We start from the raw sequence: 14,114 nt of genomic DNA, 5'->3' as shown, positions 1-14,114 counted from the left end.
GGCAGGTTGCCCTGAGCGGCCCCCATTGCCCTAACGCCTTTCGCCTTACTTTCTAGGCGTTTACCTGACTTCACATCTCATAAAAAGCTTGCTGAGTCTTAAAAAGAAGACATTCGCTAAGCCTCTTACATAGAGAATCTGCATACTCCGTACCACAGCTTATCTAGGAGGCTAATAGCCTGGTGCGCCCGGCGCTTTATCAATGACTTAACTCCAGGTTAATGAGCAGATGCTGAATACAAGCTGAACATGGCTAAGGTCTTGGCTGGCTGGACATTAACGGGGCGAGACCATATGCTAAGTGAGAACGCAATGATTGCGCTGGAGAATTCAGATGAATAAATACACCACAGGCGTTAGCCTCATTCTACTGGGACTGTCTATCGGTTTTTCGCCGCTAACCCTGGCCAAAAACGATAAGCATGAACACGGTGCCAAGGCCCATAACGAAAAGAGCCTGCCACCAGGACTGCAGAAGAAGGTAGCCCGCGGCGAGCCGCTACCACCGGGCTGGCAGAAGAAACTGCACAAGGGCGATTACCTGTCTGATGACTATTATGATCGCGGCAAGATCCATGTGCCTATCGACCGTGACGGCAACATCACCATAGATGTCGATGGCACCTTTATTAAGCTACACGACAAGACACGTCGTATCCTCGATATTATTAACGACTAGCTATTATTAACGACTAGCTTTCACCTAATACTGGTCATTTTAAAAAAGCGAGCTTAACGGCTCGCTTTTTAGATCTAAAAACGCTCGCTTTAACGACTGGCCTGGGCTTGGTAAAGGTTAAACTCTTCCAGGATCAAGCTGGTAAAGAGCCGGCCGGCGCGCCCTAAGGGGCGCTCCATGGTCGACACCAACTGAGGCGTAAAGCTGTAACGACTGCCACCGAGAAAATCCAGCTCCTGTAACTCACCGCTTGCCAACTCCTCTTTGATCAGAAAGTCAGGCATCCAGCCAAAGCCCAGTCCCATCAGCAGGGCATTCTTCTTCATGATAAAGCCAGACAGGTAAAACACCTTGTCACCGCCAAATTGCAGCTCATCGCTGTGGATCTTGCCGGGGGAGGAATCCTCGATGGTCAGTTCCACATGTTGCAGCAGCTCAAACAGGCTGAGCTCCTTAGCCTTGGCTAAGGGGTGAGAGCGACTCACCACCAGTATGCTGTTGATGTCGGGCAGTGGCTGCGGCCGATAGTTGGGCCCGGTACGATAGTCTTTCACCAACATGAGATCGGCATTATCCCGCTCGAACCTGTGTTGTACCCCGCCGAGAAACTCCATGTTGAGCTGGATCTTGGTAGGGATCTTATGCTCAGACACCCGCTTCAGCGCCCGCATGATGGGCTCCATGGGCAGTGAGCCATCCACCACCAACTCGAGTTTAGGCTCCCAGCCTTCGCTGAAACGGCTGGCTAAATGTTCAATGTTGCCAAGGTATTGCAACAAGCGTTTACCTTCGGCGAGGATCACCTTACCCTCTGGGGTTAATTCGGCGCGATACTGATCCCGACAAAAAAGCTTTACACCCAGGTGCTGTTCCAGTTTCTTTACCTGATAGCTCACCGCCGACTGCGCCTTGTGCAATCGCTCGGCAGCCTTGGAGAAACTGCCCTCTTCCACCAGAATCGACAACACCCTAAAGGCTTCCACATTGATCTTCATCTCACTTCCTCGGCGTAAACAAAAGACAACCATCTAAAATTTAGATTGAGTTAAGCTATTTATTATTCTTTTTTTTGTTCATGCCAGCAACTAAATTGTTACTTAGATCACATAAACATAAGTGTGCCCGCTAAAGCACCCAAGGAAAGAAGCCATGCCATTTTATGTAAGACAGGGGGAGATCCCCCATAAACGCCACATCACCTTCAAGAAAGCGAATGGTGAACTCTACCGGGAAGAACTCTTCTCCACCCATGGCTTCTCCAACATCTACTCCAACAAGTATCACCACAACATGCCAACCAAGGCATTAGAGGTGAGCCCGTTCGAGGTCAATCACGGCCATACCTGGCAAGACACCTTGATTCAGAACTACAAGTTGGACGCTAAGCTGGCCGACCACGAGGGTAACTTCTACTCGGCGCGCAACAAGATCTTCTTTAATAACGACGTGGCCATGTACAGCGCCAAGGTCACCGAGGCGACCGAAGAGTTTTACCGCAATGCCTACGCCGACGAGGTGATCTTCGTCCACGAAGGCCAGGGCAAGCTCTACAGCGAATATGGTGTACTCGAGGTGAAAAAGTGGGACTACCTGGTTATCCCGCGCGGCACCACCTACCAGCTTAAGTTTGACGATTACAGCCAGGTTCGCCTATTTGTTATCGAAGCCTTCTCAATGGTTGAAGTGCCTAAGCATTTTAGAAACGAGTACGGACAGCTTTTGGAATCCGCTCCCTATTGTGAGCGCGACATCCGCGTTCCTAGCCTGCAAGAAGCCGTGGTCGAGAAAGGCGCCTTCCCCTTGGTGTGTAAATTTGGTGACAAGTATCAGCTGACACAGCTTGAGTGGCATCCCTTCGATCTCGTGGGCTGGGACGGCTGTGTCTACCCTTGGGCTTTCAACATTCAGGATTACGCCCCTAAGGTAGGTCAGATCCACCTGCCGCCGTCGGATCATCTGGTGTTTACCGCCCACAACTTCGTTATCTGTAACTTTGTGCCGCGCCCGTACGACTTCCATCCCCAGTCGATTCCAGCGCCTTACTACCACAACAATATCGACAGCGACGAAGTGCTCTACTATGTCGACGGCGACTTCATGAGCCGCACCGGCATCGAGGCCGGCTACATGACGCTGCATCAGAAAGGGGTACCACACGGACCACAACCTGGCCGCACCGAGGCTTCGGTAGGCAAGAAAGAGACCTATGAATACGCAGTGATGGTCGACACCTTCGCCCCACTGCAGCTAACCCAACATGTACAAGGTTGCATGAGTAAAGACTACAACCGCTCTTGGTTAGAAGACTAATACCGTTCGGTACACACCGAATCACAATGAATAGCCAGACAAGTCACCAAAGAGTGACTGTGGTTGTAACAAATTGAACGAGGATACTCACATGGCAAGCGAACAAAATCCACTGGGATTACTGGGCATCGAATTTACCGAGTTTTGTACCCCAGATCTCGACTTTATGCACAAGGTCTTCATCGACTTTGGTTTTTCTAAGCTGAAGAAGCATAAGCAAAAAGATATCGTTTACTACAAGCAAAACGACATCAACTTCCTGCTAAACAACGAGAAGAGCGGCTTCTCTGCCGAGTTTGCCAAGAAGCACGGCGCTGCCATCAGCTCTATGGGCTGGCGCGTTGAAGATGCCAAATTCGCCTTCGAGGGTGCGGTTGCCCGTGGCGCCAAGCCTGCAAGTGACGAGGTGAAAGACCTGCCCTATCCGGCCATCTACGGCATCGGCGATAGCCTGATCTACTTTATCGACACCTTCGGCGCGGACAACAACATCTACGCCACCGACTTTGTCGATCTTGAAAACCCAGAAATCGTACAAGAGAAAGGCTTTATCGAAGTCGACCACCTGACCAACAACGTCTACAAAGGCACCATGGAGCATTGGTCAAACTTCTACAAAGATATCTTCGGCTTTACCGAGGTACGTTACTTCGACATCAAGGGCTCGCAGACGGCACTTATCTCCTATGCCCTGCGCTCACCCGATGGCAGCTTCTGTATCCCTATCAACGAAGGTAAAGGCGATGACAGAAACCAGATCGATGAATACCTGAGAGAATACGACGGCCCAGGCGTACAACACCTGGCGTTCCGTAGCCGTGACATCGTTGCCTCACTGGATGCGATGGAAGGTAGCTCGATTCAGACCCTGGATATCATCCCTGAATACTACGACACCATCTTCGACAAGCTGCCACAGGTGACCGAAGACAGAGAGCGCATCAAGCATCACCAGATCCTGGTGGACGGTGACGAGGACGGCTACCTGCTACAGATTTTCACCAAGAACCTGTTTGGTCCTATCTTCATCGAGATCATCCAGCGTAAGAACAACCTGGGCTTCGGCGAGGGTAACTTCAAGGCGCTATTCGAATCGATCGAGCGTGACCAGGTGCGTCGCGGCGTACTCTAATCTCACGCTCATATAGAGCAGTGTGACACTAAAAACCAGCCTCATCGGCTGGTTTTTTTACTTTGCAGCAAGGCGATAAATCACTACACTAGCCTGCCCAGTCACTCATTCATCGCACCACAAGATGTCAGATCATATTCTTATTGCCGTTTTTCTGCCCACCTTCTTCTTCGTCTCCATCACACCCGGGATGTGCATGACGCTGGCGATGACCCTCGGCATGAGCATAGGGGTGCGCCGCACCTTGTGGATGATGATAGGCGAGCTGGCCGGTGTGGCCCTAGTGGCGGTTGCCGCCGTGATGGGAGTCGCCGCCATGATGCTAAATTATCCGCAGATCTTCGAGGTGCTCAAGTGGGTCGGCGGCGCCTATCTTGGTTATATCGGCATACAGATGTGGCGCGCCAAGGGCAAGATGGCCAGCCTGGACAATCAGAGCACGCAGATCAGCAACCAGGCCTTGATCTCACAGGGCTTTGTCACCGCCATCGCTAACCCCAAGGGTTGGGCCTTTATGATCTCTCTGCTGCCCCCCTTCATCGATGTAGAGCGCGCGGTGGCGCCGCAGCTGAGCCTGCTACTAATGATCATCATGATGACAGAGTTTGTCAGCATGCTGGCCTACGCCAGCGGCGGCAAGTCGCTCAAGTTGTTTTTGGCGAAGGGCGATAACATCAAGTGGCTCAATCGCATCGCGGGTTCCCTGATGATAGGGGTCGGCTTCTGGCTGGCGTTGGGCTAAGCACACTTAAGTTAACTTAGCTTGCTTTGCTTACTTTGCTAGTCTCCCTCACGCTTAAAGGGCAAGATGGCCTCAAGCTCACTCATATAGGTCTTCACCGCCTGCGCTTCCTGCTCGATGAAATCGGCAATGGCGCGGCGAAAATCGCCGTGTAAGATCTCATGCACCGAATAGGTAGGGATAGGCTCAAAGCCCCTGAGCACCTTGTGCTCTCCCTGGGCGCCGGCATCAAACTTCTTCAACCCCTGCGCGATAGCATAATCTATCCCCTGATAATAACAGGTCTCAAAATGCAGCCCCTCTATCTCTTCGAGGGCGCCCCAGTAACGGCCATAGAGGCAATCACCACCGACGAAATAGAGCGCCGCCGCGATAGGCTCGCTTTCTTGCGCGCTCTTTGCCTTCTTCTCAGCCGTGCTCCCGACTCCACTCCTTGCCTCACTCCCTGCCCGAGATTCTAGCTTGTTAGCTTGCGGGCGCTCTACCATTAAGAGGCGCACCTTATCGGCCATGTTTTTGACGATAGCGCTGAAGAAGGCGGCGTTTAAATAGCCCTGATGGCCGGAGCGCTTGTAATAGGTGCGCTGATAGCAGTGCACAAAGTGAGTGAGTTCATCTTCAGTGATATCTACTCCGTCGATGAAACGAAATTTCAACCCAGCTTTTGTGATGGCGCGGCGCTCTTTGAGGATCGACTTCCGTCTGCGGCTGGTAAGCCTCGAGAGAAAGTCATCGAAACTTTGATAACCTTTATTAAACCAGTGAAACTGAGTGCCGAGGCGCTGCAGATGCCCCTGACTCACCAAGGGCAGCCGCTCATGCTCTAACAGAAACAGGCTGTGCCAGCTCGATGCCGAGCAGGCCTTGGTGAGCAAATCCAGATGCTCGCCAATTGTACCGATAAGCCCCGCTTTTTGCGCCTCTGACAGATCGGCTCTAAAGCCGATGCGCGACCCCGTCACCGGGGTAAAGGGGATAGCATTGACCAGCTTAGGGTAATACTCGAGCCCGTGGCGCTCATAGGCCTGGGCCCAGGCCCAATCGAACACATACTCGCCATAGGAGTGCCCCTTGAGATAGAGCGGCATCACGGCGAGCACCTTATTGGGATCAAGCTGACTCTCATCGCCCTGATTATTATCCCCTATTTGCCCGGCCTCACTGACCACTAGATGCATGGGTCGCCAACCCGTCTGCTCCCCCACACAGCCGCTTAGCTCGAGAGCATGTAGATACTCATAACGACAAAAGGGGTTAGCCGGTCCGTTCTGATCCTGCATGTTCGCGCTCGCCATCAGGGCATTCCACAGAGGCGCCCCCAGGATAGCGATTTGACTAACACACTGAATCGAATATGATGCCGCCAAGACCTGCTCCTTAAAAGATGGCTTGATTTCAGCAGTGATAATCGGCACATTGAAACCAAGAGAACTGACTCAGTAGCTTAACACGCTTAATATTCTTATCACTCTTCTTACTCTTAACGCGCGTATTCATTGCAATACTCTTATTACTTTAAACATTAAGGAACCCGTGTGCGTCCAATTAAAACCTTACTCTTTGCCATCAGTCTCAGCCTGCCGCTCGTCGCAGGTCAGTTTGCCCAGGCCACCGAATCCTCCATCTATAGCCACAGCGCCACAGTTCAACCCATCTGGGCCAAGCACGGCATGGTGGCCAGCCAGGAAGCCGTAGCCACTCAAGTGGGGGTCGATATTCTCAAGCAAGGCGGTAACGCGGTCGATGCGGCGGTCGGCGTCGGCTTTGCCCTGGCGGTCACCCTGCCAAGGGCCGGCAACATAGGCGGTGGCGGTTTCATGCTGGTGCATCTGGCCGAGGGCAACAAGACGGTCGCCATAGATTATCGCGAGGTTGCCCCCAAACGCGCCCACAAGGATATCTTTCTTAATGAGCAGGGTGATGCGGTCGCCAAGCTCAGCCGCGAACATGGCCTGGCCGTCGGCGTACCCGGCACCGTCATGGGAATGGAGTTAGCCCTTAAGAAATATGGCACCATGACCATGGCCCAGGTGATCGAGCCCGCCATCAAGCTTGCCGAACAAGGCATCACTGTCACACCGGATCTCGCCAGCTCCCTTGCCGGGCTGAAACGCCGCATCTCCCAGTGGCCGAGCTCTAAGGCGATCTTCTATCGCCCAGATGGCAGCAACTTCGAGATAGGCGACACCCTCAGCCAAAAGGCGCTGGCCCACTCACTCAAGCTGATCAAAGCCCAAGGCAGCAAGGGATTCTATGAGGGCGAGACCGCCGAGAAGATAGTCGCCAGCGTCACCCAGGCCGGCGGCATCATGACCTTAGATGATCTTAAAGGCTATCGTGTAGTCGAGCGTCAACCCGTTCAGGGCGAGTATCGCGGCTACCAGGTGATCTCCATGCCGCCCCCCTCATCCGGCGGCATACATATTATCGAGATGCTCAACATGCTTGAGCCTTATCCTATCGCCAAGTTAGGCCACAATACGGCCGATACCTTGCATTTAATGGCCGAGGTGATGAAACGCGCCTATGCCGATCGCAGTGAATATCTGGGGGATCCCGATTTTGTTGAGGTGCCGGTGAAAGCGCTCATCAGTAAGGAGTACGCCAAGTCGCGCGCCAAGGGGATCGCCATCAACCGCGTCACCCCAAGCAGCGAAATTGGCCCGGGCAAGCTCGCAGGGTACGAGAGCCCACAGACCACCCACTACTCAGTGGTCGACAAGTGGGGCAATGCGGTGGCCAACACCTATACCCTCAACTTCAGCTATGGCTCGGGCCTGGTGGCCGAAGGCACGGGCATTCTGCTCAACAACGAGATGGACGATTTCTCAGCCAAACCCGGCGTGCCCAACGGCTATGGCCTGATCGGCGGCGATGCCAATGCGGTCGAAGGCGGCAAGCGCCCCCTCAGCTCTATGAGCCCCACCATAGTGATGAAAGACGGCAAACCCTTCATCGTCACCGGCAGCCCAGGCGGTTCACGCATCATCAACACCACACTACAGATCATCATGAATGTGATCGATCATGGACTCAATATCGCCGAAGCCAGCTACGCTAGCCGGGTGCATCACCAATGGCTGCCCGACGAGCTGAGAGTGGAGAAGAGCCTCAATCGCGACACCATCTCGATATTGGAAGCTAGAGGCCACAAGGTCAGCGTCAAAGATGCCATGGGCTCGACCCAGTCGATCATGATCACCGACGAGGGCCTGTTTGGCGCCTCAGATCCTCGCCGCGCCGGCAGCGCGACAACGGGTTACTAGTATCATTCGCAGTAGTATGACCCACAAAAAAGGGAAGCTAAGCTTCCCTTTTTTCTTTACTCAATATTTCTACTCAATGTTTTATCACTTAATGCGCAGACTCTGACGCCAGAACTGCTGTGACAGGTGATGAGTCTTGGCCGACAGCCGCGCCACCTGACCGCCTCGTTCTGCCGCGGCCTGGGTCTGACTCAGGCTCGCCAGGGCTAGCTCATTGATCAACTGAATCGACTGGCTGATCTCACTGGCCACCGCCGTCTGCTGGCTCATGGCAGCAGCGTTGGCATCACTCATCTGATTGATCTTATCGATAGAGGCGCGCAGTTCCTCGAAGGAGGCATCCACCTGCTGGGCCAAGCCTACCGAGTGCTGGGCCTGACGCTGGCCCGCCTGCATGGTCTGACTCGCCTTTAACGTGCTGTCTCTGAACTTGCTGACGATCGCCTCTATATGGCTGGTCGACTCGCTGGTGCGGCTGGAGAGCTGGCGCACCTCATCGGCCACCACGGCGAAGCCCCGACCCGACTCACCCGCGCGGGCCGCCTCGATGGCGGCATTGAGGGCCAACAGGTTGGTCTGCTCGGCGATACCCCGTATCACCTCCAGCACCTCGTTGATCTCCTGACTGTCCTGCTCGATTGAGGCCACCACGGCGGAGAAGTTGCTCACCTCCTGATGTAGCCCCTTGATGGCCTGGATCACCTCGACCAGCAGCTTGTGGCCCTTCTCGGCCGCCTCATGACTCATCGACATCTCTTCGGCCGCATGCTGGATATTCTGGCTCACCTCGTTAAAGCTGGCGCTCATCTCCTCCACCGCGGTGGCCGCCTGACTGGTCTGTTGGCTCTGACTGTCGGCGCGATCCCGGGTATGGCTGATGGTCTCATTCAGGCTGACGCTGAGTTCTTGTATCGACTCGGCCGAGTCCGCCATGCGTCCCACGGCGCCGCCGGTTTCTGTCAGCAGATACTGCAGGGCGAAGCTGAGTTTACCTAGCTCATCCTGACGGCCACAGTACACGGCGGTCGCCAGCGGATCGTCTATGATGCCGCTCGCCTGTTCTACCAGGGCATTAAAGGGCTTGAGGATCAGAGAGAGTCCGGCTAGTCCCAGGCCCGCTGCCAACAGCAGTGCCAGCAGGGGCGAATAACCGGCGAGCGCGACGCCGACGCCGAGGCTCAGCAGCAAGACCAAGCCCAAACGCTTACCAAAGCCGAGGCGCGCCGCCTTTAAGGCGCGGGGCTGTTTACCGGCGTTGAGCTCGCCATAGAGGGCCTGGGCGTTATCTATCTGCGCCTGGGTGGCCTTTCTGCGCACCGATTGATATTCGTGCACCTGGCCGCCTTCGAACACAGGAGCCACATAGGCGTTGACCCAGTAGTGATCTCCCGACTTAGCGCGATTCTTCACTATACCAATCCAAGGCTTGCCCTGCTTGAGGCGAGACCACATGGATTCGAAGGCCGCCGGCGGCATGTCAGGGTGGCGCACAATATTGTGGGGCTGGCGGTAGAGTTCATCCTGAGTAAACTCAGACACCTGAGTGAAACCAGCATTAGCGTATTTGATCTTGCCCTTAAGGTCTGTGGTCGACAACAAGATAGTGTCGGCGGCAAACACCTTCTCTTTCTGGGTGACAGGTTGGTTATTTTTCATATTATTGTTCTTCTGGGTACAAAGACGTTAGCAATGCTTATCTAACACAATTAAAAAGTCATTGATAATTATCAACAAAGACTAAATTACCTTAAAAACTGTCAGGTTATTTTGCAAGCCTTAATCGCCAGTACGCTGCGCCCCAGTCTTAGTCGCTTGCCCAGTCCCTTGCTTAGCCTGCTCGGATAACTCCTCTGTCGATGCGGCCAGCTCGACGAAGGCGGCGGTATACATCTGTAGATTGAGCATAAACTGCTCCTTGGTGATGAATTCGTGCTCGCTGTGCCCCGTATATTCAACGCCAGGCATGGCGGGGCCAAAACTTAATGCATTGGGAAACAGCTTGCTGTTGGTCGAGCCACCGATGGCCACAGGCCTTGGCGATGGTGTATCGGTAAAGTGACCAAATACCGACAGCAGGGTCTGCAGATGCGGCGCCTTGTCCATCAATTTAGGCTCGCCCCAATAGGTCTCGACCCCCTTAAGTGACACACTTTGCTGCGCCTGCCAGCTCTCCAGTGCCTGATGGGTTTCTTGATCCAGCTGCTCGGGCGTCTTACCCACGGGGCGTCTCAAGTTAAGCACTATCTCTGTGCCTTGATCATTTGGCTTCACCAGGGTCGCGGCCAGGGTCATGGGCCCCATAAAATCATCTTCATAGGCGATATCACCAAACTGTTCGCCATAGAGCCCTAACCCAACCATCTGCTGAATGAACTGCGCCGTCAACGCCGCCTCGCTGCGCGAAAAATGAATCCCCTTTAACAGCGCTGCCAGATGAGTTACGGCGTTGACCCCCGCCTCAGGCGTAGAAGAGTGGGTAGACTTGCCCTCGGCGGTGATGGTCAGCTGTCCGCTATCCTGGCCCGCCGATGATGCCTGCTCAAATTGATACTTCATCCCCGGCTGTTTGCTGGCCTTCTCCTTTAGCGCAGCGATTGTTTTCTTATCTAGCCCAGAGATCTTGGCCATCGCCTGCTGGGGTACCTGACTGGCAAAGGCGCCGCCAGAAAAACACTCTAGGCTGGCCGACGCGCCAGAGGCTGCTTCACCATTCTTACGCATCTTAGGCATCTTAGGCATCTTAGGAATAGTCAGGCGAATTTCACTCCAGCCCTTCTCGGCGGTCACCACCGGGTACTCGGCGTCTATGGTGATATTGATATCGGCGGGGGTAAAGTCGGTCAAAAAGGCCTTCAGCGGCGCCCAATCTGATTCTTCGGCCAGATAGACCAGAAGCTCGATGCGCCTGTTTAAAGCTAGCCCCTTGTCCTTGATCGCCTTCATGGCGTACATGGCGGTGACTATGGGCCCCTTGTCATCTTCGGTGCCACGGCCAATCAAAAAACCTGGCTGTGACTGACTGTCCAGAGTAAAGGGGTCTTGCTGCCAGAAACTGGCATCGGCGGGCTGCACATCGCCGTGGGTGATCACCCCAAGTTTCTGCTCCCCTTCCCCCAGACCGATGAGCACCACATAGCCTTGATCGCTGTAATCCAGCCCCAGGCTCTGGCTCAGGGACTTTAACTGCGCCTTGAAACCGACAAATTCGGGATGGGTCAAGGGAGTCATCCCCTCTGTTTCCACCGTCTTATAGGGGATCAGGGTCGACAGCGCGGAGATGGTCTCATCGCCATAGGTATTAAGCGCATATTGAGCCACTCGGTCGGCCAGGGACGAGATCTTAGGTGCGGCTTGTAGAGGGGCTTTAGCACTTACAGCTGAATCGGCTTGGGCACTAGGCTGTGAATCGGCTTGAGACGCGGCAAAAGTTAAGCCGCTGCACAGCAATAGACTAATGGCGCCGGCGGTTTTAAGGGAGAGTTTAAGGGTCATCTTGTTATTATCATTTTTAACGTCGAATTGACGCATTTTGCCACATTTATGTGCATCTAGGGTGCAAAAACAGCCAACTCAAAACATTTGTTACAAACAAAACACAAAATCGATAGATTTAACCGTCAGAAACCTGATAATGAGCAGTTTAATGTCGCCGCTTAAGCCAATTTAAGTGCAGATATTTGCGGTCAATTTGGCCGCTTAACGAGTCGTGACGCCAGATCGCGGCCTAAAACAAGCCAATCATCGGGGAATTTAACTATGAAGGGATTGACCCTCAAGCCAATCGTGTCGGCCATGGCACTCGCCATCGCCTTAGGCGGCTGTAGCGCCCAGCAAGGTAGCAGCCAGGAAGCGGAAGTCGCACCCAACGTGGTCGCGCAGCACATCATAGACAACAACGCCAGCAACCCCTTCTTCAAGCCCTACGATACCTTCCTGGGTATGCCAGATTTCGACAAGATCAAACCAGAGCACTACCTGCCGGCCTTCAAGGCGGGTATCGCCCAGCACAAGGCTGAGATCCAGGCCATTATCGATAACCCGGCGGCCCCTACTTTCGCCAATACCATCGAAGCCATGGAATTTGCCGGCGATCTCACCACTAAAGTGGCCAGCGTCTTCTATAACCTGACCAGTGCCGACACCAACGAGCAGCTACAGGCGATCTCCAAAGAGATCTCGCCTATGTTGTCTGCCGCCGGTGACGACATCCTACTCAACGACCAGCTGTTCAAGCGCGTCAAGGCCGTATATGACCAGCGCGATAGCCTGGCGCTTAATACCGCACAGCAGAAGCTACTGGAAGATACCTACAAGTCATTCACTCGCGGCGGCGCTAACCTAAGCGATGCCGACAAGGTTAAACTCAGAGCCCTGAACGAGAAGATCGGCAAGCTTAGCCTGGAGTTTGGCGATAACCTGCTGGCCGAAACCAACGCCTTCGAGCTGGTGATCGACAACGCCGCCGATCTCAAAGGTCTGCCGCAGGATGTGATCAACACCGCCGCGCAAACCGCTGAGAAGAAAGGCCATCCGGGCAAATGGGTATTCACCACTCAGCGTCCATCTATCACCCCTTTCCTCACCTACGCCGACAACCGCGAGCTGCGTGAGAAGATCTACAAGGGATACGTTGAGCGTGGCAACAATAACAACGCCCACGACAACAAGAAGATCTTGGCTCAGATGGCTGCCCTGCGCGCCGAGCGCGCCCAGTTGATGGGTTATAAGAGTCACGCTCACTTCGTGCTAGAAGAGCGCACCGCCAAGACCCCTGAAAATGTCTACGGCCTGCTAGACAAGGTCTGGCCGGCAGCCCTTGGTCAAGCCAAGGCAGAAGTCGCCGTTATGCAGGAGCTGATCGACGCCGAAGGCGGTAACTTCAAGCTGGCGGCCTGGGACTGGTGGTACTATGCCGACAAGATCCGTGTGGCCAAGTACAGCTTCAACGAGCAGGAGACCCGTCCTTACTTCTCGCTGGAAAACACCCTGAAAGGCGTGTTCTACACCGCCAACCGTCTCTACGGCATCACAGTTAAAGAGCGCACCGATCTGCCTAAGTACAACGACGAAGTTCGTACCTGGGAAGTGTATGACAAAGATGGCTCCCTGATGGCGATCTTCCTGGGCGACTACTATGTGCGCGACAGCAAACGTGGTGGCGCCTGGGCCAACGCCTATCGCAAGCAGTACAGAATGCATGGGGTCGAGTCTAAGCCAATTATCGTCAACGTACTCAACTACCCACGTCCTGTGGGCGACGAGCCGGCGCTGCTCACCTTCGATGAGGCCAGCACCCTATTCCACGAATTTGGTCATGCCCTGCACGCCATGTTGTCGGACGTCGAGTATCGCTCACAGGCGGGCACCTCAGTGCCACGTGACTATGTAGAGTTCCCATCACAGGTGATGGAAAACTGGATGACCCAACCAGAAGTACTGGCGCAGTTTGCCAAACACTACAAGACGGGCGAAGTGATCCCTCAGTCGCTGGTTGAGAAGATCCAAGCGGCCAGCAAGTTCAACCAGGGCTTTGCCACGGTTGAATATATGGCGGCCACCAAGCTGGATCTCGACTGGCACACCCTGAGCGACTTCGAGCCTAAGGATGCCGCCAAGTTTGAAGCCGATTCCCTGAGCAAGATGGGCCTTATCGAGGAGATCGCGCCGCGCTATCGCAGCACCTACTTCTCACACATCTTCTCGGGTGGTTACTCTGCCGGTTACTACAGCTACCTATGGTCTGATATCCTGGGCGCCGATGCCTTCGAGGCCTTCAAAGAGAACGGTATCTTCGACAAGGCAACCGCCGACGCCTTCAGAAACAACGTACTGTCTCAAGGTGGCAGCGAAGATCCTATGCTGCTCTACAAGCAGTTCCGCGGAAAGGAAGCGGGCATCGAGCCGCTGCTTCGCAGTCGTGGCCTTCTCGCCAAGTAAGAAGCACTCGTCAATCTAAAAAAAGCACGCTCCGGCGTGCTTTTTTTA

Annotated in this window: 10 protein-coding genes; 6 read left to right on the top strand and 4 right to left on the bottom strand. The window is 54.2% G+C overall.

Features of this window, described 5'->3' with window-relative positions:
- The first annotated feature begins 334 nt into the window (after nucleotides 1-334).
- Nucleotides 335-679, top strand: a complete 345-nt coding sequence (locus K0H81_RS08885; protein WP_220060615.1) for a hypothetical protein — start codon at nucleotides 335-337, stop codon at nucleotides 677-679.
- Nucleotides 680-768: 89 nt separating this feature from the next.
- Here the strand turns inward: K0H81_RS08885 and K0H81_RS08880 are convergent, their stop codons facing one another.
- Nucleotides 769-1,674: a LysR family transcriptional regulator gene (locus K0H81_RS08880; protein ID WP_220060614.1), complete on the bottom strand. Its 906-nt coding sequence runs from the start codon at nucleotides 1,672-1,674 to the stop codon at nucleotides 769-771.
- Nucleotides 1,675-1,828: 154 nt separating this feature from the next.
- On the opposite strand from K0H81_RS08880, the gene K0H81_RS08875 reads away from it, so the two are divergent.
- From K0H81_RS08875 to K0H81_RS08865, 3 genes are all read left to right on the top strand, one after another.
- Nucleotides 1,829-2,989 carry a homogentisate 1,2-dioxygenase gene (locus tag K0H81_RS08875; RefSeq protein ID WP_220060613.1) on the top strand — a complete coding sequence of 387 codons (1,161 nt, stop codon included), beginning with the start codon at nucleotides 1,829-1,831 and terminating at the stop codon, nucleotides 2,987-2,989.
- Nucleotides 2,990-3,080: 91 nt separating this feature from the next.
- Nucleotides 3,081-4,121, top strand: coding sequence for a 4-hydroxyphenylpyruvate dioxygenase (hppD, locus tag K0H81_RS08870; RefSeq protein ID WP_144203123.1), 1,041 nt, complete (start codon nucleotides 3,081-3,083; stop codon nucleotides 4,119-4,121).
- Between the two features lie 124 nt (nucleotides 4,122-4,245).
- Entirely contained in the window at nucleotides 4,246-4,863 is a 618-nt protein-coding gene (locus K0H81_RS08865) for a LysE family translocator (protein WP_011865954.1), read from the top strand.
- A gap of 38 nt (nucleotides 4,864-4,901) precedes the next feature.
- Here K0H81_RS08865 and K0H81_RS08860 read toward each other — a convergent pair whose 3' ends face one another.
- On the bottom strand, nucleotides 4,902-6,230 hold the full coding sequence (locus tag K0H81_RS08860) for a GNAT family N-acetyltransferase (protein WP_258406426.1): 1,329 nt from the start codon (nucleotides 6,228-6,230) through the stop codon (nucleotides 4,902-4,904).
- A gap of 168 nt (nucleotides 6,231-6,398) precedes the next feature.
- Between K0H81_RS08860 and ggt the strand changes: the two genes are divergently transcribed.
- Entirely contained in the window at nucleotides 6,399-8,129 is a 1,731-nt protein-coding gene (gene ggt / locus K0H81_RS08855; protein ID WP_220060612.1) for a gamma-glutamyltransferase, read from the top strand.
- Between the two features lie 84 nt (nucleotides 8,130-8,213).
- On the opposite strand, the gene K0H81_RS08850 is transcribed toward ggt, so the two are convergent.
- Together K0H81_RS08850 and K0H81_RS08845 are read right to left on the bottom strand one after the other, a co-directional pair.
- On the bottom strand, nucleotides 8,214-9,785 hold the full coding sequence (locus K0H81_RS08850) for a methyl-accepting chemotaxis protein (RefSeq protein WP_220060611.1): 1,572 nt from the start codon (nucleotides 9,783-9,785) through the stop codon (nucleotides 8,214-8,216).
- A 120-nt stretch (nucleotides 9,786-9,905) separates the two neighbouring features.
- On the bottom strand, nucleotides 9,906-11,621 hold the full coding sequence (locus K0H81_RS08845) for a dipeptidase (RefSeq protein WP_220060610.1): 1,716 nt from the start codon (nucleotides 11,619-11,621) through the stop codon (nucleotides 9,906-9,908).
- 264 nt (nucleotides 11,622-11,885) lie between these two features.
- Here K0H81_RS08845 and K0H81_RS08840 point away from each other — a divergent pair, with 264 nt between their 5' ends.
- The gene (locus K0H81_RS08840; RefSeq protein WP_220060609.1) at nucleotides 11,886-14,066 is read left to right on the top strand and encodes a M3 family metallopeptidase; all 2,181 of its coding nucleotides are present in this window, start codon (nucleotides 11,886-11,888) and stop codon (nucleotides 14,064-14,066) included.
- Nucleotides 14,067-14,114: the final 48 nt, after the last annotated feature.

The organism is Shewanella halotolerans (assembly GCF_019457535.1).
In the GTDB taxonomy this organism is placed as follows: Bacteria; Pseudomonadota; Gammaproteobacteria; order Enterobacterales; family Shewanellaceae; genus Shewanella; species Shewanella halotolerans.
Note: the sequence above shows the minus strand (reverse complement) of the source record. Positions and strands in the feature narration are given on the sequence as shown.

Bases quoted from the DNA above. Each gene is read 5' to 3' on its own strand.
- K0H81_RS08840 (WP_220060609.1), top strand. From the start codon at position 11,886: ATGAAGGGATTGACCCTCAAGCCAATCGTGTCGGCCATGGCACTCGCC.
- K0H81_RS08885 (WP_220060615.1), top strand. From the start codon at position 335: ATGAATAAATACACCACAGGCGTTAGCCTCATTCTACTGGGACTGTCT.
- K0H81_RS08880 (WP_220060614.1), bottom strand. From the start codon at position 1,674: ATGAAGATCAATGTGGAAGCCTTTAGGGTGTTGTCGATTCTGGTGGAA.
- K0H81_RS08845 (WP_220060610.1), bottom strand. From the start codon at position 11,621: ATGACCCTTAAACTCTCCCTTAAAACCGCCGGCGCCATTAGTCTATTG.
- K0H81_RS08850 (WP_220060611.1), bottom strand. From the start codon at position 9,785: ATGAAAAATAACCAACCTGTCACCCAGAAAGAGAAGGTGTTTGCCGCC.
- hppD (WP_144203123.1), top strand. From the start codon at position 3,081: ATGGCAAGCGAACAAAATCCACTGGGATTACTGGGCATCGAATTTACC.
- K0H81_RS08865 (WP_011865954.1), top strand. From the start codon at position 4,246: ATGTCAGATCATATTCTTATTGCCGTTTTTCTGCCCACCTTCTTCTTC.
- K0H81_RS08875 (WP_220060613.1), top strand. From the start codon at position 1,829: ATGCCATTTTATGTAAGACAGGGGGAGATCCCCCATAAACGCCACATC.